General features: G+C 58.1%; 26 protein-coding genes. 14 read left to right on the plus strand and 12 right to left on the minus strand.

Translation table 11 applies throughout. The features are described from left to right. Nucleotides 1–190 (plus strand): hypothetical protein (locus GS611_RS21035; RefSeq protein WP_210093764.1); only part of this gene is annotated, 190 nt, incomplete at its 5' end. Here GS611_RS21035 and GS611_RS17225 read toward each other — a convergent pair. Beyond that, nucleotides 168–761, minus strand: a complete 594-nt coding sequence (locus GS611_RS17225; RefSeq protein ID WP_171637519.1) for a hypothetical protein — start codon at nucleotides 759–761, stop codon at nucleotides 168–170. The two genes, GS611_RS21035 and GS611_RS17225, sit on opposite strands and share 23 nt — an antisense overlap. 96 nt (nucleotides 762–857) lie before the next feature. Further along, nucleotides 858–3206: a DNA topoisomerase IV subunit A gene (gene parC, locus GS611_RS17230; RefSeq protein ID WP_171637521.1), complete on the minus strand. Its 2349-nt coding sequence runs from the start codon at nucleotides 3204–3206 to the stop codon at nucleotides 858–860. A 203-nt stretch (nucleotides 3207–3409) separates the two neighbouring features. Here parC and GS611_RS17235 point away from each other — a divergent pair, with 203 nt between their 5' ends. The 6 genes from GS611_RS17235 to GS611_RS17260 all read left to right on the plus strand — a co-directional run bounded on the left by GS611_RS17235 (nucleotide 3410) and on the right by GS611_RS17260 (nucleotide 7670). Beyond that, the gene (locus GS611_RS17235) at nucleotides 3410–4039 is read left to right on the plus strand and encodes an SH3 domain-containing protein (RefSeq protein WP_253285116.1); all 630 of its coding nucleotides are present in this window, start codon (nucleotides 3410–3412) and stop codon (nucleotides 4037–4039) included. Nucleotides 4040–4108: 69 nt separating this feature from the next. After that, complete coding sequence (locus GS611_RS17240) at nucleotides 4109–4936, plus strand: SDR family NAD(P)-dependent oxidoreductase (protein WP_171637523.1); 828 nt, start codon at nucleotides 4109–4111, stop codon at nucleotides 4934–4936. Nucleotides 4937–5014: 78 nt separating this feature from the next. After that, the gene (locus tag GS611_RS17245) at nucleotides 5015–5218 is read left to right on the plus strand and encodes a twin transmembrane helix small protein (protein WP_171637525.1); all 204 of its coding nucleotides are present in this window, start codon (nucleotides 5015–5017) and stop codon (nucleotides 5216–5218) included. Then, the gene (locus GS611_RS17250; protein WP_171637526.1) at nucleotides 5219–5791 is read left to right on the plus strand and encodes a cob(I)yrinic acid a,c-diamide adenosyltransferase; all 573 of its coding nucleotides are present in this window, start codon (nucleotides 5219–5221) and stop codon (nucleotides 5789–5791) included. A 191-nt stretch (nucleotides 5792–5982) separates the two neighbouring features. Further along, nucleotides 5983–6741, plus strand: coding sequence for an electron transfer flavoprotein subunit beta/FixA family protein (locus tag GS611_RS17255; RefSeq protein ID WP_171637528.1), 759 nt, complete (start codon nucleotides 5983–5985; stop codon nucleotides 6739–6741). Then, nucleotides 6741–7670 (plus strand): electron transfer flavoprotein subunit alpha/FixB family protein, encoded by a 930-nt coding sequence (locus tag GS611_RS17260; protein WP_171637530.1) that lies wholly within the window; start codon nucleotides 6741–6743, stop codon nucleotides 7668–7670. The genes GS611_RS17255 and GS611_RS17260 overlap by 1 nt, the downstream gene beginning before the upstream one ends. Nucleotides 7671–7720: 50 nt before the next feature. Here GS611_RS17260 and GS611_RS17265 read toward each other — a convergent pair whose 3' ends face one another. Further along, nucleotides 7721–8524 (minus strand): DUF6473 family protein, encoded by an 804-nt coding sequence (locus tag GS611_RS17265; protein WP_245218197.1) that lies wholly within the window; start codon nucleotides 8522–8524, stop codon nucleotides 7721–7723. A gap of 162 nt (nucleotides 8525–8686) precedes the next feature. On the opposite strand from GS611_RS17265, the gene GS611_RS17270 reads away from it, so the two are divergent. Further along, nucleotides 8687–9562, plus strand: a complete 876-nt coding sequence (locus GS611_RS17270) for a 3-hydroxybutyryl-CoA dehydrogenase (protein ID WP_171637532.1) — start codon at nucleotides 8687–8689, stop codon at nucleotides 9560–9562. Between the two features lie 74 nt (nucleotides 9563–9636). Here GS611_RS17270 and GS611_RS17275 read toward each other — a convergent pair whose 3' ends face one another. From GS611_RS17275 to GS611_RS17305, 7 genes are read right to left on the minus strand one after another with little or no spacing between them, the layout of a single operon-like run. Next, nucleotides 9637–10536: a lysophospholipid acyltransferase family protein gene (locus GS611_RS17275; RefSeq protein ID WP_171637533.1), complete on the minus strand. Its 900-nt coding sequence runs from the start codon at nucleotides 10534–10536 to the stop codon at nucleotides 9637–9639. A 39-nt stretch (nucleotides 10537–10575) separates the two neighbouring features. Beyond that, nucleotides 10576–10845, minus strand: a complete 270-nt coding sequence (locus GS611_RS17280; protein WP_152457104.1) for an HPr family phosphocarrier protein — start codon at nucleotides 10843–10845, stop codon at nucleotides 10576–10578. 16 nt (nucleotides 10846–10861) lie between these two features. Further along, nucleotides 10862–11254, minus strand: coding sequence for a PTS sugar transporter subunit IIA (locus GS611_RS17285; protein WP_152457103.1), 393 nt, complete (start codon nucleotides 11252–11254; stop codon nucleotides 10862–10864). Further along, on the minus strand, nucleotides 11251–12132 hold the full coding sequence (gene rapZ / locus GS611_RS17290; protein ID WP_171637535.1) for an RNase adapter RapZ: 882 nt from the start codon (nucleotides 12130–12132) through the stop codon (nucleotides 11251–11253). The genes GS611_RS17285 and rapZ overlap by 4 nt, the downstream gene beginning before the upstream one ends. Then, nucleotides 12129–12584 (minus strand): HPr kinase/phosphorylase, encoded by a 456-nt coding sequence (locus tag GS611_RS17295; protein ID WP_253285118.1) that lies wholly within the window; start codon nucleotides 12582–12584, stop codon nucleotides 12129–12131. The genes rapZ and GS611_RS17295 overlap by 4 nt, the downstream gene beginning before the upstream one ends. 19 nt (nucleotides 12585–12603) lie before the next feature. After that, nucleotides 12604–14322 (minus strand): ATP-binding protein, encoded by a 1719-nt coding sequence (locus GS611_RS17300; RefSeq protein WP_171637540.1) that lies wholly within the window; start codon nucleotides 14320–14322, stop codon nucleotides 12604–12606. 32 nt (nucleotides 14323–14354) lie between these two features. Beyond that, the gene (locus GS611_RS17305; RefSeq protein ID WP_171169148.1) at nucleotides 14355–15059 is read right to left on the minus strand and encodes a response regulator transcription factor; all 705 of its coding nucleotides are present in this window, start codon (nucleotides 15057–15059) and stop codon (nucleotides 14355–14357) included. Between the two features lie 343 nt (nucleotides 15060–15402). On the opposite strand from GS611_RS17305, the gene GS611_RS17310 reads away from it, so the two are divergent. From GS611_RS17310 to GS611_RS17320, 3 genes are all read left to right on the plus strand, one after another. Next, entirely contained in the window at nucleotides 15403–17001 is a 1599-nt protein-coding gene (locus tag GS611_RS17310; RefSeq protein WP_171637542.1) for a phosphoenolpyruvate carboxykinase, read from the plus strand. A gap of 358 nt (nucleotides 17002–17359) precedes the next feature. Beyond that, on the plus strand, nucleotides 17360–17650 hold the full coding sequence (locus GS611_RS17315; protein WP_152457096.1) for a hypothetical protein: 291 nt from the start codon (nucleotides 17360–17362) through the stop codon (nucleotides 17648–17650). A gap of 24 nt (nucleotides 17651–17674) precedes the next feature. Further along, nucleotides 17675–18229, plus strand: a complete 555-nt coding sequence (locus GS611_RS17320) for a hypothetical protein (protein ID WP_348539545.1) — start codon at nucleotides 17675–17677, stop codon at nucleotides 18227–18229. A 4-nt stretch (nucleotides 18230–18233) separates the two neighbouring features. Here GS611_RS17320 and GS611_RS17325 read toward each other — a convergent pair whose 3' ends face one another. Continuing rightward, nucleotides 18234–18998: a sulfite exporter TauE/SafE family protein gene (locus tag GS611_RS17325; protein ID WP_171637544.1), complete on the minus strand. Its 765-nt coding sequence runs from the start codon at nucleotides 18996–18998 to the stop codon at nucleotides 18234–18236. 144 nt (nucleotides 18999–19142) lie between these two features. Here GS611_RS17325 and GS611_RS17330 point away from each other — a divergent pair, with 144 nt between their 5' ends. The 3 genes from GS611_RS17330 to GS611_RS17340 all read left to right on the plus strand — a co-directional run bounded on the left by GS611_RS17330 (nucleotide 19143) and on the right by GS611_RS17340 (nucleotide 22074). Next, complete coding sequence (locus GS611_RS17330; RefSeq protein WP_171637546.1) at nucleotides 19143–20834, plus strand: acyl-CoA dehydrogenase family protein; 1692 nt, start codon at nucleotides 19143–19145, stop codon at nucleotides 20832–20834. Nucleotides 20835–21086: 252 nt separating this feature from the next. Then, nucleotides 21087–21641, plus strand: coding sequence for a hypothetical protein (locus tag GS611_RS17335; protein WP_171637548.1), 555 nt, complete (start codon nucleotides 21087–21089; stop codon nucleotides 21639–21641). 40 nt (nucleotides 21642–21681) lie between these two features. Next, nucleotides 21682–22074: an META domain-containing protein gene (locus GS611_RS17340; protein ID WP_171637551.1), complete on the plus strand. Its 393-nt coding sequence runs from the start codon at nucleotides 21682–21684 to the stop codon at nucleotides 22072–22074. Here GS611_RS17340 and recO read toward each other — a convergent pair. Continuing rightward, nucleotides 22058–22783 carry a DNA repair protein RecO gene (gene recO / locus GS611_RS17345; protein ID WP_171169330.1) on the minus strand — a complete coding sequence of 242 codons (726 nt, stop codon included), beginning with the start codon at nucleotides 22781–22783 and terminating at the stop codon, nucleotides 22058–22060. The genes GS611_RS17340 and recO overlap by 17 nt on opposite strands. Nucleotides 22784–22965: the final 182 nt, after the last annotated feature.

Consider the following 22965-nt stretch of genomic DNA (forward strand, 5'->3'; position numbering starts at 1 on the left):
CAATCGTGCCGATGTTGACGTGCGGTTTTGTACGCTCAAACTTTTCCTTTGCCATTCCTCAGGCGCCCTTTTGCGATTTGGGGGACCCTTGGTCCCGTGGTTACATCTGCGCGCGCGAGATATTTGGTTCAAAGGGGAAAATCAAGCACATCCTGAGGGAAAAGCGCTTATCCTGCCGGATTTTGCGTGACCTCGACAGATTCCAACGGCTGGATAAGGTCCGGCCGTTTGTCGAACCAGCCATTTTCCTTGTGCTCTTCAGCCAGCCATTCCTCGACCCGGTCGGCTATCTTGAGGGCCAGACCGCTCATCTGTTCTTCTTTTGTGCGCTCATGCCCCGATCCTTTGAGGGCACTTCCGCCGGTGGTGTCTTCCAGCACCTGGAATTGCTTACCCTTGGCCAGAAACTCTTTTTTCTTCACGTCATAGACGTTGACCAACACAATCGCAGTGCTTTTGGGGTTGTAGATCACAGGGATCCCCGGCGGGGCCAGCATGTAACCTTCAAGGCTGATGCCAAGGTCATATTCCTGTGAGCCTTCGTAACGCCCCAAACGAATATCAACCGCGTTCTGGATCGCTTTTGTCCATTCGTCAGGTGTGGCGTCCCGCGATACAGGTCCCTGAACGGCCTTGTCCGCAAAGGCATAATTCACACGAAGCTTGAATTCTCCGAGGGATTCAGGCGGCTCATACACCTGTGTCTGTGTGCAAGCGGCCATCAGGGCCAGTCCGGTGATCAGCGTCAGAATGCGCAACATGTGTCGTCTCGATAGGCCTGTTTTTTGTTGATCTAGCGCACCGATACGGGTTGTGCAAAGCCGTATCGGCGGAAATTCACCCGCGCAGCAGCGCGATCACGAAAACTTATAGTCGCGCGGGAAGCCATAGGGCGGTTTTTTCCCGACACTGGCGCGTTTTGCCAGCCATTGCGTCATATCCGCCTCATGTCGGGTCTTGTCGCCGCCCATGGACCATTTGAGACCGTCTTCCCAGTTGAACGTCGTGATGTCGGACAAGCCCCCATCCAGTTCAAGCGTTCCCTGACGGCCCCGCGCCATATTGTATTTCTGCAAACGCACGCCCTTGCCGCGACCCATCTCTGGCAGTTCTTCCGTGGGGAAGACCAGGAATTTGCCGTTTTGGGACACGACAGCGACATGATCGCCTTCCACAGGCTTACAGATCATGGCCGTCTCATCACCCTTGACGTTCAGCACTTGTTTGCCGTTGCGCGTCTGCGCCAGCACGTCATCTTCCGGCACCATAAAGCCGTTGCCCGCGTCCGAGGCCACCAGCAGCTTGCGCCCCGGCTTGTGGATCAGAATGTCGATGATCTGCGCCTCGTTGGGCAGATCCACCATCAGGCGCAAGGGCTCGCCCATGCCGCGCCCGCCGGGCAGGTTGGCTGCGCTGACGGTATAGAATCGGCCATTCGAGGCAAAGACCAGCAACCGGTCGGTCGTTTCCGCGTGGAAGATGAAACGCGGGCCGTCGCCGTCCTTGAACTTCAACTCTCGCTTCAGGTCGATATGGCCGGTCATGGCGCGAATCCAGCCCATCTGCGAGCAGACGACCGTGATCGGTTCCTTGTCGATCATCGCCTCAAGCGGAACTTCCTCGACCTGCCCCGCCTCGGCAAACCGGGTGCGGCGCGCACCGCCTTCATAATCTTTGCCAAAGGTCTTTTTCGTCTCTTTCAATTGCTCGGCAATCTTGGCCCATTGCAGGGCGGGATCGGCCAGCAGATCTTCGAGATTGGCGCGTTCTTCCATCAGCGCGTCGCGTTCGCGAACCAGCTCCATCTCTTCCAGACGGCGCAAGGAGCGCAGGCGCATATTGAGGATGGCGTCGACCTGAACTTCCGACAGCTCGCCCTCGCCCGGCTTAGGCGTGACGTAGTCAGATTCGTCGGTGGCGCGAACGTGGTCGATGCACCAATCCTCGCGCATCAGCGCGGCCTTGGGGTCGTCGTCATAACGGATGATGTCGATCACACGGTCGAGGTTCAGGAAGGCGACGATAAAGCCTTCGAGCACTTCCAACCGGTGGTCGATCTTGGCCATGCGGTGACGCGAGCGGCGCAGCAGCACCTCTTGCCGGTGATCGAGGAAGGCTCGCAAAACTTCCTTCATCGAACAGACCTTGGGCGTCACCCCATCGATCAGCACGTTCATGTTCAGGCTGAACCGCACCTCGAGGTCCGAGTTGCGGTATAACATGCCCATCAGCACCTCGGGGTCCACGTTCTTGGAGCGTGGCTCGAGGATCAGACGGATATCGTCGGCGGATTCGTCGCGCACATCTGCGAGGATCGGGATTTTCTTGGTCTGGATCAGTTCCGCGATCTTTTCGATCAGCTTGGATTTCTGAACCTGATAGGGAATCTCGGTGACCACGATCTGCCACTGGCCACGGCCCAGATCCTCGACCTCGAACTTGCAGCGCAGTCGGAACGAGCCGCGCCCGGTGCGATAGGCTTGCGCGATGTTCTCGGGCGGTTCGACGATCACGCCACCGGTCGGAAAATCCGGGCCGGGGACATAGTTCAGCAACGTGTCGTCCCGCGCGTCCGGTGTTTTGATCAGGTGCAGGCAGGCGTCGCAAAGCTCCGAGATGTTGTGCGGTGGGATGTTGGTCGCCATGCCGACGGCGATACCGCTGGCGCCGTTGGCCAAGAGATTCGGAAACTGCGCAGGCAGCACCACCGGTTCAGTCAGCGTGCCATCATAGTTGTCGCGGAAATCCACGGCGTCTTCGCTCAGACCTTCCAGCAGCGCCTCGGCCACGATGGTCATCCGCGCCTCGGTATATCGCGAGGCCGCCGGGTTGTCGCCGTCGATATTCCCGAAATTCCCCTGCCCGTCGACCAGCGGGTAACGCACGTTGAAGTCCTGCGCCAGGCGCGCCATTGCGTCGTAAATCGCGGCGTCGCCATGCGGGTGGTAATTGCCCATCACGTCGCCGGAAATCTTGGCGGACTTGCGAAAACCTCCGGTTGCACTGAGTCGCAGCTCTCTCATCGCATAGAGGATTCGCCGGTGCACCGGCTTCAATCCGTCCCGCGCGTCCGGCAGGGCGCGGTGCATGATGGTGGACAGCGCATAGGTCAGGTAACGCTCGCCTATCGCGCGGCGCAGCGGTTCTGCAACCTCACCCCCGTGGTCGGGGGCCTCCATGTTGGGGTCGTCGATCGTATCGTTCATATATGATGTGATACGACGCAAGAACGCTTTGGTAAAGCAAGCAACGCGTATTTTACTGGGGACAAGTCGGGCTTTTTGCAACAGGGGGAGGCAAGTCGGTGTTTTCCCCGAATTTTCGACTCTGCCCTTCTATTATGCTACCATTCCAACAATTGAATGATTGCTGCCTATTTTGTTGTTACGATTGAATTGGGGGATGCGCCATGACGCGCCTTGTACTTGTTACTTTCGCCGCACTCGGCTGGACTTTTTACGTGATGAGCGGAGGTCCTGACTTTGAGCCGCGCGGAGTCCGCACTGCGGAGCCCGAGCGTGTTGCCATTGCCCCGAGACCTTCAAGGCCGGCTATCGAATCCGCGCCCGCCGAAACTCTGGTCGCGCGTGCTGCGGTAAAGCCTCCGGCGCCAGTCGCACCGGTCACTGAACCCGTGGCCGAGCTGGACGAAGCAGAAACCAAAGCGCTGCTGTCGCAAGTCGCAGCTGGCCTGAAGGCAAACCCCTCACTGTTCGCTGACGAAAACGTCACTCTGACCCTTGCGTCGCTGGAACAGGGTCTGGCCTCTCTCGAACAGGTAACCACCGACGCCGAGCTGCCAACGGTTGAACTGCCCGCCCCTGTCGAGGCCGCCAAGGATATCCGCGAAATATCGGGAACCCGCGTGAACCTGCGCGATGGGCCGGGAACGATCTATCCGATCATCGGCAAGGCCAGGATCGGTCAGCAGGTTGAAGTCTTTGGGGATTCAGGTACCGGCTGGTTGCGCCTGCGCGTGTTGCCGGGGCAACAGGTTGGGTGGATTTCGGCATCACTCGTCCGGAAAACAACGAACTGACATCGAAGTGTCATTGCCCTGCCGCAAACCCCGCCATAGCTATGGGTGGGGATCAGGCTCGGAAGGCATATGCAGAAATCGATTCTTATCACGGGATGCTCGTCAGGCATCGGTCTGGACGCGGCACACGGTATGCGTGCACGAGGCTGGCGTGTTTTTGCATCCTGCCGCCAGCAACGCGACTGTGATCGCCTGCGTGCGCAGGGGTTCGAAAGCCCCAGAATCGACTACACCGACACAGACAGCATCACGTCGGGTTTGTCTTATGTTCTTGAGGCTACAGGCGGCTCGCTGGATGCCCTGTTCAACAATGGCGCACATGGCCTGCCCGGCGCGGTAGAGGATGTTCCGACGGATGGCCTGCGCCATATATTTGAGACCAATGTCTTTGGCTGGCACGAGCTGACCCGACAGGTCATTCCCGTCATGCGGGAACAGGGTCATGGCCGGATCGTGCAGTGTTCCTCGGTTCTGGGTCTTGTCGCCTTCCCGTGGCGCGGCGCATATGTCGCCACGAAATACGCGATCGAAGGGCTGACCGACACGCTGCGGCTGGAACTTCGGGATACCGACATCCACGTCGCCCTGATCGAACCCGGCCCCATCACCTCGAAACTCCGAGAAAAGGCGATCCCATTGTTCGAGAAATACATCGACTGGGAAAACTCGGCCATTCGGGAGAAGTATGAAGGCTCACTGCTTAATCGCCTTTATGAAAGCAGTGGGCCAGACCGATTTGAATTGCCCGCCTCTGCCGTCACGGACAAGCTGGCTCATGCGGTCGAGGCCCGACGCCCCAAACCACGTTACTATGTGACCACTCCGACATATATCGCCGGGATACTGCGCCGCATTCTGCCTACAAACGCCTCTGATCGAATCCTTTCGGATATCTGAGACGATATTTCCCGTTCGCTTTTCGACGCCCTGACGCTAGATGGGTGGTAATCGAAAAAAACCGGACGGTGAGTTCAAATGAACCTTGTGATGGTCATTCTGCTTCTGGCTATGGCGGCAGTTGTCGTAGTGCTGGCCTTAGGCATCGCGAATTTCGGCAAAGGCGGCATGGAAGCGGCCAAGAAAAGCAACAAGATGATGCGCCTGCGTATTCTCTTTCAGTTCATCGCCGTGTTGCTGATCGTGCTTTTCGTGTATCTGCGCGGACAGGGAGTTCAATAAATGGTCGTACTCAACAAAATCTACACACGCACTGGCGATGACGGGAAAACCGCCTTAGGCAACGGAGAGCGCGTGGCAAAATATTCGGGTCGCGTCGCAGCCTATGGCACCGTGGACGAACTGAACGCTTTTGTCGGCGTGGCACGGACCGAGGCCGAAGGTGATGTCGAAACCGCGCTGTCGCGCATTCAAAATGACCTGTTCGATCTGGGTGCCGACTTCTGTCGCCCCGACATGGAAAAAGACGCCGAGGCCGATTATCCCCCCCTACGCATCGTGCCTGCCCAGATCGGCCGGCTGGAAGCCGAGATCGACGCAATGAACGAGACGCTGGAACCTCTGCGCAGTTTCATCCTGCCCGGTGGCTCGCGCTTGGCAGCACATCTGCATGTCTGCCGGACCGTTTCGCGCCGGGCGGAACGGCTTGCGGTCGAGCTGACGAATATGGAGCCCGTCAACGACGTGGCGGTCAAATACCTCAACCGTCTCAGCGACTGGTTCTTTGTTGCAGCACGCTGCGCAAACGCAAACGGCAAAGACGACGTGTTGTGGGTTCCGGGCGCGAACCGCTGATCGCGAAATACAGAGTCGCGGGTAATATTCTTTCGCCACTTGGCAAAAAAATTGCAAAACGCGACGTCCCGACGCCATGACGTGACGATTTTGCTCTGTTGTGCCACTGCGGCAGGCGCTATCTAGTCGGTCGAGAGCATTGGTGGAGTCGCCTGCGCGGCTTACCGTTTTTTTGAGGAGAAAGCGCTACAATGAAGGTACTGGTGCCTGTCAAACGCGTGATTGACTACAATGTGAAGGTCCGCGTGAAAGCGGACGGTAGCGGTGTTGATCTCGCCAATGTCAAAATGTCGATGAACCCGTTCGACGAGATTGCGGTGGAAGAAGCTATCCGCCTGAAAGAAGCCGGCAAGGCCGACGAGGTCGTTGCTGTTTCGATCGGCGTGAAGCAGGCGCAGGAGACGCTGCGCACGGCGCTGGCCATGGGGGCTGACCGCGCAATCCTGGTTGTGGCGACTGACGATGTACACACCGATATCGAGCCTCTGGCCGTTGCCAAGATCCTGGCCAAAGTGGTCGAAGAAGAGCAGCCCGGCATTGTTCTGGCAGGCAAGCAGGCGATCGACAACGACATGAACGCCACCGGCCAGATGCTGTCGGCGCTGTTGGGCTGGTCCCAGGGCACCTTCGCGTCCGAGCTGGACATCGAAGGCGACACCGCCAAGGTCACCCGCGAGGTCGATGGCGGCCTACAGACCATCAGCGTCAAGATGCCCGCCATCATCACCGTCGACCTGCGTCTGAACGAGCCGCGCTATGCCTCGCTGCCCAACATCATGAAGGCGAAGAAAAAGCCGCTGGACGAGAAAACCGCCGCCGATTACGGCGTCGACGTCACCCCGCGTCTGGAAATCGTCAAGACCGAAGAGCCGCCGGCGCGCGCGGCGGGCATCATCGTGGGCTCGGTTGACGAGCTGGTCGAGAAACTCAAAGAAGCGGGGGCTGTGTAATGGCTGTACTTCTGCTTGCCGAAGTGAACAACGGCGAATTGGCGATGGATGCGACCGCAAAGGCCGTGACCGCCGCGAAAGTGCTGGGCGACGTGACCGTTCTGGCCGCAGGCGGGTCTGCCGCTGCTGCCGGTGAGGCCGCCGCCAAGATCGACGGCGTATCCAAGGTTCTGGTCGCCGAAGACGCATCGCTGGGCCACCGCCTGGCGGAATCGACCGCAGCCCTGATCGTGGGCCTGTCCGATGGGTATGAGCACATCGTTGCCCCTGCCACCACCGACGCCAAGAACGTGATGCCGCGCGTTGCAGCGCTGCTGGACGTGATGGTGATCTCGGATGCCTCGGGCGTGGTCGATGGCTCTACGTTTGAGCGCCCAATCTATGCGGGCAACGCGATCCAGACCGTCAAGTCGAACGACGCCAAGAAGGTCGTCACCATCCGGACCGCCAGCTTTGACGCTGCCGGCGAAGGTGGTTCGGCCGCGGTCGAGACCGTGTCGGTCGGCGAGAACCCCGGCCTGTCGTCCTGGGTTGAGGACAAGGTGGCCGAAAGCGACCGTCCAGAGCTGACCTCGGCCGGCGTTGTTGTTTCGGGCGGCCGCGGTGTCGGCTCGGAAGAAGACTTCAAACTGATCGAAACCCTGGCTGACAAGCTGGGCGCTGCGGTTGGTGCGTCGCGTGCGGCCGTTGACTCGGGCTATGCGCCGAACGACTGGCAGGTGGGTCAGACCGGCAAGGTTGTTGCCCCAGATCTGTATGTCGCCGTCGGTATTTCGGGCGCGATCCAGCACCTGGCCGGCATGAAGGACTCGAAGGTCATCGTGGCGATCAACAAGGACGAAGAGGCGCCGATCTTCCAGGTCGCCGATTTCGGCCTGGTCGCAGACCTGTTCCAGGCGGTACCGGAACTGACCGAAAAGCTCGGCTGAACCGGATATCCGGATTGATCTGTAAAGGCCCGCCAACAGGCGGGCCTTTTTCAGTTCAGGTTCCGCAAGGCGATTAGCAGGTGTTCGGCAATTTCTCGATGCGCGGACGGGCCGATCATATGTTCCGCAATTGGCTGCTGAAGCGTTCCGAACATTACGTCTTCGAGAGCATCCGATCGCGCGGATACAGCGACCGAAACCTCGACGACATCTGCGCATAGCGGGCGTAGCTGTTCGATCATGGCGGCGTCGGGCACGATATGGTCGACATGCGATCCGGTTTGCCGCTGCACATGCAGCCAAAGCAGAACCACGCCGGGTTCGATCCGTTCTATCAAGTCCCCGGTGGCGCGTATCCAGACCTCTCGCAGCTCCTGCGTTACGACTTCAAATCGTGCGTCTTCTGTTGCGCTCAGCTGCTCCAACAAATGGCGCACAAAATGGATTTCCGTGAAGTCAACATCCGGGTACAGCCCCAGCAAGTCCGCGGTGGGTTCAAGGAACCGATCGTTGCGACGCGGGTGCACGCGGTAAAACCGGTTCGATTGACGCAGAAGATCGGGCACCTGCAACACGCACAGGTCTGACTGATTGACCAGATTCAGCACCCCCGGATCAGTGGACAACGCTTCGATTCCGCAAAACAGGCTGCCGAAGTTTACGCATGGCTTTCCCAATCGCTTCTCAAGCACGGCAGGAAACGGGTAATCGACGAATCTGCCGAAAGTTTCCTCTCCTCCCAGACAGGCCACATAGGGCTGGTTCAACGTGCCGGGTGGACCCCGGAACCAAAGTTTCGAGTTGGCATATTGGCAGGCGGACTCCCCGCCGCTGTTTGTCTGATGAAAGCTCATATCAAGCCCCCGTTTTCTCACCCGGTGCCATCTTGCGGCCTTAGATATTGAGATTTTCCTAATGCGCGCATTTGAAGCGAAATTGACCGCCTTGATCCTCTTGCCGCCTGCCCCGGTCTGCCGATACTGTCGCGGTATCCTACAGGGCAAAGGCAGCTGAACATGGAAGTTAAATCGGTCGGGGTGATTGGCGCGGGGCAAATGGGCAACGGCATTGCCCATGTTATGGCGTTGGCGGGATACGACGTCTTGCTGAACGATGTCAGCCAGGATGCTCTGGACAACGCCATTGCCACAATCGAAGGTAACCTGGCGCGGCAGGCGTCGCGTGGCAAAATCACCGAAGAGGCGATGAAGGCTGCACTGAAACGGATTACGACCACGCTTGAGTTGCCGAAACTGGGCCAAACCGATCTGGTTATCGAGGCAGCAACCGAGCGGGAAACGATCAAGCAGGCGATTTTCGAGGACCTGCAACCGCACCTGCTGCCGCATACGATTCTGACGTCAAATACATCCTCGATTTCCATCACCCGCCTGGCAAGCCGCACGGATCGGCCCGAACGGTTCATGGGTTTTCATTTCATGAACCCTGTCCCTGTTATGCAGCTGGTGGAATTGATCCGCGGCATCGCCACGGATGAAGAAACTTTCAAGGCCTGCAAAGCGGTGGTGGATCGGTTGGGCAAAACGGCGGCCAGCGCCGAGGACTTTCCGGCCTTTATCGTGAACCGGATCCTGATGCCCATGATCAACGAGGCTGTCTACACACTCTATGAAGGTGTGGGGAACGTTCAATCCATCGACCAGTCCATGAAACTTGGGGCGAATCATCCCATGGGCCCGCTGGAATTGGCGGACTTCATCGGGTTGGATACCTGTCTGGCGATCATGAACGTGTTGCATGACGGGTTGGCCGATACCAAATACCGCCCCTGCCCCCTGCTGACGAAATATGTCGAGGCCGGGTGGCTGGGGCGCAAGACCGAGCGCGGCTTTTATGATTACCGTGGTGAAGTTCCGGTACCGACACGCTGAAGGGGGCCAACCCCCTCGCCCGGACTTTGTCCAGGCTCACCCCCGGGATATTTTTGGCCAGATGAAGACGCGGGTCAGGTCTGTTCCGACTTGCCCAGAGACATGGTGTGATTTCTGAGCCAGGCCATGAAACCGCGCGGGTCGCGTTCCAGCAGTTCCATGTCGCGGTCTGAAATCGGTTCGCCGATCACCGGCGACTGAGGTTTGTTGCAGGATCGGACGATCTCGTGCAGCAACAATCCCTGCCGGAGAATTGCAGAGACACGGTTGGCGATCTGATACCAGCGCGAATTGCTGCCCGGAAAGAAAATCGGCACCACACGCGCGCCTGAACGGCGGATCATCTTGGCGGTGAACACGTTCCATTCCCGCTCGATCGCAGGCCCGAACCAATCATCCGAGGACATCACAACACCGGATGGGAACAGCGCCACAACGCCGCCGTTTTTGAGATGTTCCATGGCTTTGCCGCGCATTTCCAGCATCTTGGCCTGCGCCTCGGGGTCATGTGGGAACGGAACCGGAATCATGAATGACGTGGCCGCTTCGTCCAGCCCTGTCAGGACCGAACGGGTCAGGATGCGGTAATCGCTGCGTACCCGGCCGATCAGTTCTGCCAAAATCATGCCATCGACCATACCGTGCGGGTGGTTCGCGACAACAACAACCGGGCCGGTCTTGGGAATGCGGTCAATCTGTTCCTGCGGTGTGGTCAGGTCGATTCCCATAGTCTTGAGGGCACCGCCCCAGAACCGCTGGCCGCGATAGTATTCGTTCTTTTTTTCGAACTTGTTGACCATGCGCAAAATGGTCAGCTTGCCTGTGCACCACTCGATGGCCCGAATGGCGGTCGCTGTCCAGGCATCGTCGAATGAATTCGCATAGGTCAGCGTTCTACGGTCGTAGATCTCACCCTGATCTGTGGTCCCATCCACCACCGGGTTTGTCTTGGTCTCGTGCGTCGTTTCCGCCAATTCCTGGTCTTCCCGTTCTTCCTGTCCCGGCGGGGTGGCTTAGAACCCCTCTCCGAACTTGTCGTTCACAAGCGTTTCCAGAGCTTCTGCCAATGCCTCAGCATCCGGCCCGGACGTCTCGACGTCAATAGTTGTTCCGCGCGATGCTGCCAACATCAAAAGGCCCATGATGCTGTCGCCCGATGCAGAAAGTCCGTCTTTTGACACCTCGGCATGTGCATCAAACCCCTCGACAACCTCAACCAGCTTTGCCGAGGCGCGTGCATGCAGGCCCTTTTCATTGATAATTTTCAGGCTTCGGCTCGTCATATTCAATAATCCGTTTTTAATCCAATGTCACATTCTGCGCATTGATGTACTTCCGTCCAGCCTCCATTGCCTGACGGACGGCATCACCAATGGGCAAGTGGCGACTTTTGGCCAATTTGATCAGCATCGGCAGGTTTGCCCCATACAGAATACGCCGATCCTGAGGCGCGCAAGCACGCAGGCTGAGATTCGAGGGGCTTCCGCCAAAGAGGTCGGTGACAACAACGACACCATCTCCGGTGTCCACTTCGTCCGCGGCACGGCAGATTTCGGCCTGTTTTTCGTCCCGATCATGGTCAGCCTCGATCGCGACCGCCACGAGGCTGGCCTGTGGTCCGACCACGTGTTGTGTGGCGGCCAGGTATTCCTGAGCCAACCCACCATGTGCAACGATCACAATTCCGATCAATCCGACCTCACATTCAACGACCGACGTTCCATCTCGCGATGCCTAATTGCCACCTGCTGCCCGTCTTCCGCAAGGGCCTTTGCAACGGCCTCTGCCAGGGCAACTGATCTGTGCTGGCCCCCTGTGCACCCAAACGCCACGGAAAGATGCGCTTTGCCCTCGGCCCGAAAAGCCGGCAGCAACAGGGTCAGCAAGTCCAGCACACGTTCAAAAAACGGTAAGTAGTTAGCGTCTGATTGCACATAGTGCGCAACGTCAAGGTTTCGACCATCCGCTGCGCGAAATTCCGGGCGCCAGTACGGATTCGCCAGAAATCTGCAATCGAACACCATGTCCAATCCACGCGGCAGACCGCGTTTGTAAGAAAAGGATTCGATGGAAACCGCCAGATGCCGCCCGCCTTGCGGGGCGAACCAGTTCTCGACCTCTTCCCGCAGCTGATGCACGTTCAGAAGGCTGGTGTCGATCAGTGTATCCGCAATCTCACGTATCGGCGCCAGCAGCTCTTTTTCGCGCTGAACGCCGGTTTCCGGGCTGGCATTCTTGGCGACGGGATGCCGCCTTCGGGTTTCTGAAAACCTACGCACCAGAACATCATCACTGCAATCCAGGTACAGAACCGTCAGATCGACCTGCGCCAAACGGCCCAGCTTTTCAGCCAATTCTATGAAACCGATCGTCGAAAAATCACGGTTGCGGGCATCTATACCCAAAGCCATCGGACGGTCGCTGTCAGCACTGTCGAGCAAGCGCGACAAAAGACCCATCGGCAGATTGTCGATGGCTTCAAAGCCCAGATCTTCCAGCACATGAATGGCTGTGGATCTGCCTGCCCCAGAGGGCCCCGTGACAAGTACGATCCGTCTTTGCGATGTCATGTGTTCGGCCATTCCGGGTTTACGTGCCCATTTCCTAGAAGCTGCATCATCGCTACAGCCAAGTTGGGCACGCCCGCGCCCCTAAGCAAGGGAACAGTTTGCCTCAGCACGGAAACCGTCAAAGGGTCGGGCAGACGCTCGGGCTCAGGCTGATCCAGATCCACCACGAAATCCAGCGGAACCGGACCACTGGGTTCGGCTTTGATCAGGCCAATTTGGCGCGCCTCGATCAAACCGCGGATCTGCGATACGGCCGAAGCGATCACCCGATTCTGCTGCATCTCTAGATTGACTCGGTCATCGGCGACCAGTCTCGCGCCGAACGCCATCATTTGCAACGCCAGCCCGGATTTCCCTGTGCCGGACGCACCGATGATCAAAAGCCCGCGTCCGGCAACCGAAACGCAGGAGGCATGAACACAGGCGCTGTCCTGATCTTTCGCGAGTGACAACGAATCAATATGCATGGATTTAGACGGGCAACCCCACGACAAAGCGGGCACCCAGCGGATCCGATGTGATATCGGCCTCTGTCGGGCGGATGTTCTCAGCCCAGATCACCCCGCCATGCGCTTCGACAATCTGCTTGGAGATCGCCAAGCCGAGACCCGAGTTATTGCCGAAGTGTTCCGCCGGACGCTGCGAGTAGAAACGCTTGAACACTTTGGTAAGCGCCTGTTCGGGAATCCCCGGGCCAGTGTCTTCGACAACCACCAGCACGCGGTTGTCCCGCTGCCGGACCCAAACGCGAATTGCGTCATTTTCCTCGCAGAACGAAATGGCGTTGGTGATCAGATTGACAAAGACCTGCGCAAGACGCGCTTCCAGCCCGTTGATCACAATTGGCTCAGAGGGCAGATCCGTAATGTAATCGATGCCCTTGGAGCGTGCATCTTCACCCAGATACTGGCCGAGATTGCCCAGCAGCTTAAGCAGGTCAAAGGGCTGCTCTTCTTCCTTGACCAGTTCCGCATCCAGACGCGACGCATTTGATATGTCGCTGACCAGCCGGTCCAGACGCCGTACGTCATGCTCGATCACGTCCAGCAGCTTGTCGCGCTGATCCTCGCGCTTGACCATCCGCAGCGTTCCCACGGCGGATTGCAGGCTGGCCAGCGGGTTTTTGATTTCATGGGCGACATCGGCGGCAAACTGTTCGTTTGCGTCGATCCGGTTGTAGAGCGCGGTCACCATACCCCGCAAAGCGCGGCTGAGACGTCCGATTTCATCAGGACGGGCGCTGAGGTCGGGAATGCGGATGCGCCCGGGATTGACACCCGTGCCCCGGTCTTTGCCCATCTCTGCCGCGGACGCCAGATCGGCCAGCGGGTTCGCAATGGTCGAGGCCAGGACAAGGCTGAGGCCCACGGAAACCAGCAGGGCCACGACAAACATCTGAAGAATGCGCTCCTGCTCGCGGCGGGCAAGCGCGTCGATTTCACCAGCCGGGCCGGTAATCGCCACCGCGCCGGCGGGTACATCCTGATAAAGAACTGGTGCCGCAGCCACGATGACCGTCTCACCCTCGCCATCTTGTACCGCCTGCACCTGGCTTTGACCGGCAATCGCTTGTGGAATAATGGTCTGAACACGCTGCGCCAACGTCGGTGCCTCGGTGTCAGTCGACCAGTTCAGCAGGTTTGACAAACCCGTCCAAACGGCATTCAGCGTGTCGCTGATCACCGTACTGCCGGTCTGCATCTCGGCCTCGGATTGCAGAAGAACCGGCATGTCAGAGGCTTGCGGGGCACCACGTGTCCAGCCGATCAGCGTGCCACTGGCGTCATAAACAAAAACCTCGCCCCCTTCGGGTAAGGTGAGGCCAGACAGGGTATCCTTGACGTCCAGGTTCCCGGCATTCTGCCCGGATTGCTGTGCGCCCTGACGCAACTGGGTTTCAAAAACGTTGCTGACAAGTTGCGCATCGCCCAGCAGATTGCGGGCGGTCTGCTGAACCTTCTCTTTTCGCGAGTCGTCCAGATACAACAACCCAGTGACCAGGATCACCAGAGCGATCAGATTGAACGTGATGATTTTGCGCGCCAGAGGAGAACCACGCAGCGAAAACAGGTTTCTCCGCGATCGCTTTTCCCTCAGCTCCGCTGACTCGGGGTCCTGGGGAATGACCCAGTCATCCCCAAGAACGACGTCACCGTCGCGCAATTCGCTGGCTTGTTCGGTGTCGCGCACGAGACCCCATTACCTCTTGCAGGCGGCCGCGCCTATTCTTCGTTGTAACGGTAACCGATACCATACAAGGTTTCGATCGCCGAGAACTCGGGATCAGCCGCGCGCATCTTTTTCCGCAGACGCTTTATGTGGCTGTCGATCGTCCGGTCATCCACATAGACCTGATCATCATAGGCGACATCCATCAGCTGGTCGCGGCTTTTGACGAATCCCGGACGTTGGGCCAGCGCCTGAAGCAGCAGGAACTCGGTCACGGTCAGGGACACATCATTACCTTTCCAGCTGACCGCATGGCGCAGCGGGTCCATCCGCAAGTCGCCGCGCTCCATGACTTTGGTGTCATTGCTGTTGGATGCGACCGCATCGCCGCTTGTCGCCTCTTGCCGGCGCAGCAAGGCCCGAATGCGTTCGACCAGCAGACGCTGCGAAAAAGGTTTCTTTACATAGTCATCCGCGCCCATGCGCAGGCCCAAAACCTCGTCGATCTCATCGTCTTTCGAGGTCAGGAAGATCACCGGCATTTGCGTCTTCTGACGCAGCCGTTGCAACAGATCCATGCCGTCCATCCGCGGCATCTTAATATCCAGAACAGCCATGTCCGGCAGTTTCTTGTTGAACGCATCCAACGCGGCCTGGCCATCATTATATGTTTCAACCTCGAAACCTTCGGCTTCGAGGGTCATGGATACAGACGTCAGAATGTTTCTATCGTCATCCACAAGTGCAATCTTTGACATCGGGCTCACCCCTATTCCTGCTCACTCGCGCAATAATTCGCTTATTTGTAAGGCATTGTTGGCGGTTTTAAGACGCCGAATCAATCCGTAACTGCGAATCATGCCTTTGTTGCGGCAGGTCTGCGGCAAATTTGCCTTTATGCCCGCAAAAATCTGCCCGCTTTTCCGACATTGAATTTCTGATGGCGCTAAACCCGGACTTGGTTGCGCTAACTGCGTCAAACCCGCCTGTTCATGCCATGAACGACCGTGATAAGACGCGCTCAGCCGCCGGTTTTCCCGGCTCACTGCCCCAAAGGCGCAACGGCCAACGACCTTCGCGCCGCCACAGGAGAAGACACACATGACATCTGGACGGGTTAACCCGCAATTCCGCCTCGAAGATCAGGGCATCGAGGGTCTGGGCAATGTCTATTACAACTTCATGGAGCCGGCGCTGATCGAAGAGGCGCTGAAGCGCGGCGAAGGCACGCTTGGCAATGGTGGAGCGTTCCTGGTTACCACAGGCAAGTTCACCGGCCGGTCGCCAAAGGACAAACACGTCGTCAAGACCGACACCGTTGCCGACACCATCTGGTGGGAAAACAATGCCGAAATGAGCCCCGAGGGCTTTGACGCGCTGTACGAAGACATGCTGGCTCACATGGAGGGCCGCGATTATTTCGTGCAGGACCTCGTCGGTGGTGCGGACCCGGCTTACGCAATCAATGTACGAATGGTTACCGAGCTGGCGTGGCACAACCTGTTCATCCGCCACCTTCTGCGTCGCCCGGACCGCGAAGATCTGGATGAGTTCACGGCCGATTTCACTGTCATCAACTGCCCCAGCTTTCAGGCCGACCCGGCAAAGCATGGCTGCCGCAGCGAGACTGTGATTGCGATGAACTTCGACCGCAAACTGATCCTGATCGGCGGCACTGAATATGCCGGTGAAAACAAGAAGTCCGTTTTCACCCTGCTGAACTACATGCTTCCTGAAAAAGGCGTGATGCCGATGCACTGCTCGGCCAACCATGCTGTTGGCAACCCGGTCGATACGGCCGTGTTCTTTGGCCTGTCCGGCACCGGAAAGACCACCTTGTCCGCAGATCCTTCGCGCATACTGATCGGGGATGACGAGCACGGCTGGTCCGATCGCGGCACCTTCAACTTCGAAGGCGGTTGCTATGCCAAGACCATTAACCTGAATGCCGAGGCAGAGCCGGAAATCTATGCCACCACTTCGAAGTTCGGAACCGTGATCGAAAACATGGTCTTCGACCCCGAAACCAAGGAACTGGATTTCGACGATGACTCGCTGACCGCCAACATGCGCTGCGCCTATCCGCTTGAATATATCTCGAACGCATCCAAAAGCGCACTGGGTGGTCACCCGAAGAATATTATCATGCTGACCTGCGACGCGTTTGGCGTTCTGCCTCCGATCGCGCGGCTGACGCCGGCACAGGCCATGTATCACTTCCTGTCGGGTTTCACGTCAAAAGTCGCCGGGACCGAACGCGGCATCACCGAGCCGCAGCCGACATTCTCGACCTGTTTCGGCGCGCCGTTCATGCCCCGTCGCCCTGAGGAATACGGCAATCTGCTGCGGGACAAGATCGCCCAGCACGGCGCGACCTGCTGGCTTGTGAACACCGGCTGGACCGGCGGCGCCTATGGCGTGGGCAGCCGGATGCCGATCCGCGCGACACGCGCCTTGCTGACCGCCGCTCTGGAAGGGTCCCTGCGCGACGCCGAGTTCCGCAAGGATGCCAATTTCGGCTTTGACGTTCCAGTCTCTGTCCCGGGGGTTGCCGAAGTTCTGCTGGACCCGCGCCGTACCTGGGACGATCAGGCAGCCTTTGACAAACAGGCCGAAAAACTGGTGCAGATGTTTGCCGAGAACTTTGAACAATATCTGCCCTTCATTGACGATGACATCAAAGCCGTCGCAATCGGATAAATCAGGAAAAGGGGCCACAGCGCCCCTTTTTTACTACACTCACTGTGCTTCTCCCTAAGGTTGTTTGTCGCAAAAAGCACATACAATTGCGTTGTTTCAAAATGAAATTTGCGCTAGCCCTGATAATCGCTGAGACGAAAAAACCCGGCACTTTTGCGCCGGGCACTGACTGAAATTAGATTGGGGGTCGCTCATGTGCGCACACTCACAACGCTGGATTGAGCAACCTAATCAGTCACCTAGTCTAAGTAAATGGGGATGAGTGTCAACACGAGACCTGCTGACTTGCGCGTCATTCAGCATGGCTCAAACAGTCGCAATTAGGCGGCAAATGACACGGCAAACGATAGGTAACATTATGACTGAGATCTCGAAACTCACCGAACTGCGCAAATTGATGCAAAGCATGGAGCGCACTTTAGGCCTGGAAAAACTATCTCCGGTTGAACGCGACATCTACTATGCCGCCGAAGAGCTTTCCAAGTCCGATCAGGAAGTGCGCACATTCGGCCTGATCGAGCACACGTTGGTTCAAAGTGTTTCGCGCCCAACATTCTTTCGCGCACTGAAGTCGCTGGTCGAAAAAGGCTATCTTTCTCAAAGCGGCAGCGCCAACCGGGGACGGTATATCGTTCATGCACCCAAATGATGCGATCCACCCGCGCAAGAGGCCGTGATTACTTTGCGCGGGTGGGCTACTGAAACGCTTCTGGCCTCATTGGCCTATGTGCTGGCGTCGTTCCTTACATTCGCCGTCCTCATGCCGTTGCAGAACGTGTTTTTCCCGGAATACCCAAGCAGGGCGAGCCTGTTGTTTCTGCCGCATGGCGTGCGGGTTCTGTCGGCGTGGCTGTTGGGGTGGCGCGCCGTTTTCGCATTGTTGCCCGGCGTGTTCATCGTTTTTGCCTATTTGGGTCAAACGGATGTGTTCCTGCCCAGCCGCCTGATGGCCATGGCGATTGCGGTTCTGACGGCCCCGATCGTGTTCTATCTTCTCAAGGCAATCGGGTGGGATCTGTTTCCCCGTCCGGATCGCAAACCCTGTTGGATATGTGTGATGGGCATCGGAATCGTAACGTCCTTCCTTGTCTCCGGGTTGACCAACCTGGCTTTTGGCAGCGCGACGGTGGAATATATCGCATTCCTGATCGGCGATATCTCGGGTTTGTTCTTTCTGATGCTGGGCCTGTATTTTGCTTTCCGGTTTGCCGACAAGCGCTCGGGCTGACGTGTTACCCCACCAAACCGCGTCGAAGCAGGTTCAGGCCCGCGATCAGCAATACCAACAAGGTCGCCTTGCGAAAGCTTGCCTGATCAATACGGTCCTGCAGCTTCATGCCGATCCACATCCCGGCCAGGGCCGGAACGATCAGGGCTGCCGAAAACTCAAGTGTTTCTGCATACAGAATGCCTGATCCAAGATGTGCGACCAGCAACAAAACCGCCCCCAAACCGTAGATTACGCCCTGAATTCGAATCTGTTCGGTCTTGGGGGTGTTCAGCGCCGTCAGATAGGCAACTGTCGGAGGCCCCCAAACTCCTGACATGCCGCCAACAAACCCAGCCAAGCCACCAACCACAGCCTCGACTGCGGTCGAGGGTTGGTTCAGCGCCATTCTGAACCCCAGAACCTGTAACAGCGCAAAAACTGACACAAAGCCGCCCATCAGAACCAGAAAGACAGACCCTGGGATCAATGCGACCAACTGTGCGCTCAGCAGCAGAAGAAGACCGCCAACAACAAGGAAGACCCGAAAGCGCCGAATCGAGGCAAACGCGGCGACACGGCCACCGCGAAGGGCCTGCAGCCCATTGGTCACCAGCGTCGGCAGGATAAGTCCCGCCAGGGTCAGATCCGGCGGCAGAAATGAATTCAACCCTGATACCAAAATCATGGGCATCGCGAAACCAACCATGCCCTTGACCCAACCAGAGGCAAACGCGATTGCCATGGCCAACAACAGTTCCTGCGGGGAAAGAATGGAAAACAGGGTCATGCCCCCTAGATATCATCTGGATTTTCTTCTGCATTGCAAAAATGGTGGGGTAATTTTTGAACTTTTTCGCAGCGTAATAAGTATTTTTGTTGCGCTGCACGTGCAGCATGATATGACCAGACGACCGAGGAAAGGACGCGATTCATGGCCCACGACGGACAGGATATGACCGAGATGACAACTGCTGCAGTTTTGCCCGATCTTCTGAATTTGACCCGGGCTGCCCTACCCGCGGTAGAAGCTGTTTTTGAAAAAGCCCGTGAATCCGTGCGCGACATGGTCTCGGCGGATGGCCGTATCTCTGGCGCTCTGATCGAGGCAAACCAGACCGCCGCGCATGGGCTGGCATGGCTGGCCACGTATAATCAGTCGCTGCAACAAATGCAGCGCTGGGCCGAAGCACTTCAGGCCGAAGGCAAGTTCGGCGAGCTCGAGCAGTTGCTTCACCAGATCGCCTTTGGCGAGTACCTGCATCAGGTCGCAGGTGGCATCCCGATGAACCAGGGCGAGGTCGTGCGCCTTCAGGACATGGGTCTCGGCTGGGATGCGCTGTCGGGCTTTCAGTCGTCCGAAGTACAGACCTTGATGGCGCAGGCGAATTCACAAGCCGCACGCAGCCGTTTGGTCGAGCTGATGCAAGATCAGGCCGGCGCCACAATGTTCGGCGCGTCGGGCCTGGACGAAGAACTGGAAATGATCCGCGACCAGTTCCGCCGCTATGCGCAGGAAAAGGTCGAACCGTATGCCCATGAATGGCACCTCAAGGATGAGCTGATCCCGCTGGAAATCATCGAAGAACTGGCGGAAATGGGCGTTTTCGGGCTGACCATCCCGGAAGAGTTTGGCGGTTTCGGACTGTCCAAAGCATCCATGTGCGTCGTTTCCGAAGAACTGTCGCGTGGCTATATCGGCGTCGGCTCGCTGGGCACGCGTTCGGAAATCGCGGCCGAGTTGATCATTGCCGGCGGTACTGACGAGCAAAAAGCCAACTGGCTGCCAAAACTGGCCAGCGCTGAAATTCTGCCGACGGCTGTCTTCACTGAACCCAACACCGGCTCGGATCTTGGCAGCCTGCGCACCCGTGCCGTGAAGGACGAGAACGGTGATTACCGGATCACCGGCAACAAGACCTGGATCACCCACGCCGCGCGGACCCATGTCATGACGTTGCTGGCGCGGACCGATCCCGACAGCACCGATCACCGCGGCCTGTCCATGTTCCTGGCGGAAAAGACACCCGGCACGGACGACAATCCCTTCCCCACCCCCGGCATGACCGGTGGTGAGATCGAGGTTCTGGGATACCGCGGCATGAAGGAATACGAGCTAGGCTTTGACGGCTTTCACGTCAAGGGTGAAAACCTGCTGGGCGGTGAAGAAGGCAAGGGTTTCAAACAGCTGATGGAAACCTTTGAAAGTGCCCGTATCCAGACCGCCGCGCGCGCCATCGGCGTGGCGCAAAGTGCGCTGGATATCGCCATGCAATATGCTATCGACCGCAAGCAATTCGGCAAATCGCTGATCAACTTCCCGCGTGTCTCGGGCAAGCTGGCAATGATGGCGGTCGAGATCATGATCGCGCGCCAGCTGACCTATTTCAGCGCGTGGGAAAAAGACCACGGCCAGCGCTGTGATCTAGAGGCCGGTATGGCCAAGCTGCTTGGCGCGCGTGTGGCCTGGGCTGCGGCGGACAACGGGCTGCAAATCCACGGCGGAAACGGCTTTGCACTGGAATACAAGATCAGCCGCGTTCTGTGCGACGCACGTATTCTCAACATTTTCGAAGGGGCGGCCGAGATTCAGGCACAGGTCATCGCACGACGTCTGCTCGGGTGACCCATTCCGGCAGCCCTGTTTCCCCGACTGGCCCGGCGCTTGCGCCGGGTCTTTTTCCTGTTTCGTACAATCTGTACGCGGTCCGAACCATGCAGAGTGTGTTTTGTACAAAACATACCATCGCCCCTCGTAGCCCGCGTGACGGTCACAAATGACCCACGTGTTTCAAAACTTCCCCCTTTGATCCCGCCCCTTTCACCGTTAGAGCATCAGCCGGACACGAGACGTCGAAATTAACTTTTGGGATACCGCATGACCCGATCTTTCCTTGCCATGTGTGCTGTTCTTGCAGCTCTTGCTCTGGCGGCTTGCACCACGTCTCAACCGACGGTGAGCCGGAACGATATTGATGCGCTGGCTCAGTCGATCCAGGCGCTCGGGTCGGATGTCGATCCGGCCGAGGCTCAGAGGGCGGCCACAATCGCCTATTCCTACTCGCAGCAGTTGGCACGGGATTGGAATGTCACCGACCCGGCTATCATCCACAACGCCAAGGTCATCAACGGGTTCCGCGAAAAGGGCCTGTGCAATGACTGGGCCGAAGCGATGACCAAACGCTTGCGGCAGGAAAATTTCCAGACGCTGGACCTGAACTGGGCCACGTCGCCGCCGACCCCGTTTCGCATCATCCACCATTCGGCATCGATCAGCGCCAAGGGGGACACAATGTATGACGGTATCATCCTCGACCCATGGCGCAACAGCGGTGCCTTGTTCTGGGCGCCGGTGCGTGAAGATACGCGCTATAACTGGAAACCCCGGCAGGAAGTGCGTGCGCAACTGCTGAACGGGTCTCTTCCGTACTGATCCGGTTCCAACAACATCCCCTATGCGCTAAGACCCAGCCATGACTCGTCTGATCCTGACCCTGCCCTTGTTGGCACTGTTCCAATGCGACAAGGACGAAACCGTCGCCGCCTATGGTGCGGCGGACCAGATTTGGGTGCTGCAGGAGATCGATGGTCAGCCCTATGAGGCGAGCGCTCTGCTGCGGTTTCCGGAAGAAGGCAGGATTGCCGGCAACGCTCCGTGCAACAGCTATGACGGAACACTCAACGCGCCTTACCCTTGGTTTGAGGTTCAGAACCTCAACGCGACGCGCGCCGCCTGCGCGGGACTCGAGGCGGAAGGGGTCTACTTTGCCGCCCTCATGGCCATGACCCAATCCGAGGTGTCAGGCAATGTTCTGATTCTGCGAAACGAGGATGGGCACGAGATGGTGTTCACAGCCGCCGAGTGACCTGATCCACGAACCGAGCCCGCGCTTCGGGCAGCGGATTATGCCCCAAAGACGGAGCAACGCGGTGCTCCAGGAAATATCCGGTTGTGCGCAGGGCCTCTGCGACCTCGGCATCGGGCGCAGTGCCCTCACCTCGCAGACAAGGCGGCAGAGGCAACAGCTTGTCAGCCCATTCCCCGGCGCCATTGGCGCTGACGGAACGGCCTGTTTTGGGGGATACATAGATCAATCCTTCGGTCACACCGGTCACGGCGCAGGCTGTCAGATCAAGGCCAAAGCCAAGTTCGTCAAGCAACGCGAGCTCCCATCGCAGATAGGCCAGAGGCCAGACCTCGTCCTGCCCCAACAGATCCATCAACTGTTCCGTCCGGGAATAAAGCGCGGGGTGTGGTTCCCGTTCGGGCAGACAAAAGGACAACAGCGAAACGACCGCGTTCAGCCCGGACAAGGCCAGCCGCCCTGAAAAAGCGGCTGCCGCACGGGACCGCAGGGGTTCGACCTGAAAGGTGCCGATATGTTCTTCCAGCCGCGCACGCCACAGCACGTCCAATTGCGCCCCAGGTTGCAGGATCGGCGCGATCTTGCGGCTGGTCCCGCCGCGCACCACACCTGCGTGGCGCCCGTGGCCTTCGGTAAAGACCTCGATGATCGCCGCTGTTTCACCATGGCGGCGTAATGTCAGGAGTATTCCGTGATCGCGCCAGTCCAAAACCTGACCCTGTTGCTGGTTTGGTTGGTTCGCAGAAAATCCCAAGCGACGTTGGCACGCAAGAGCGGAAGTGCTTCAATCCCTTTTCAGCGCGTGTTCTTTTCCGAAGCTGCCATAGTTTTGTGACTTCGCGCCACCCGGCTTGTACGTGTTTTTTATGACCCCCAACTGCGCTTCAACAA

This window comes from Ruegeria sp. HKCCD6119 (genome assembly GCF_013110585.1).
GTDB lineage: Bacteria > Pseudomonadota > Alphaproteobacteria > Rhodobacterales > Rhodobacteraceae > Ruegeria.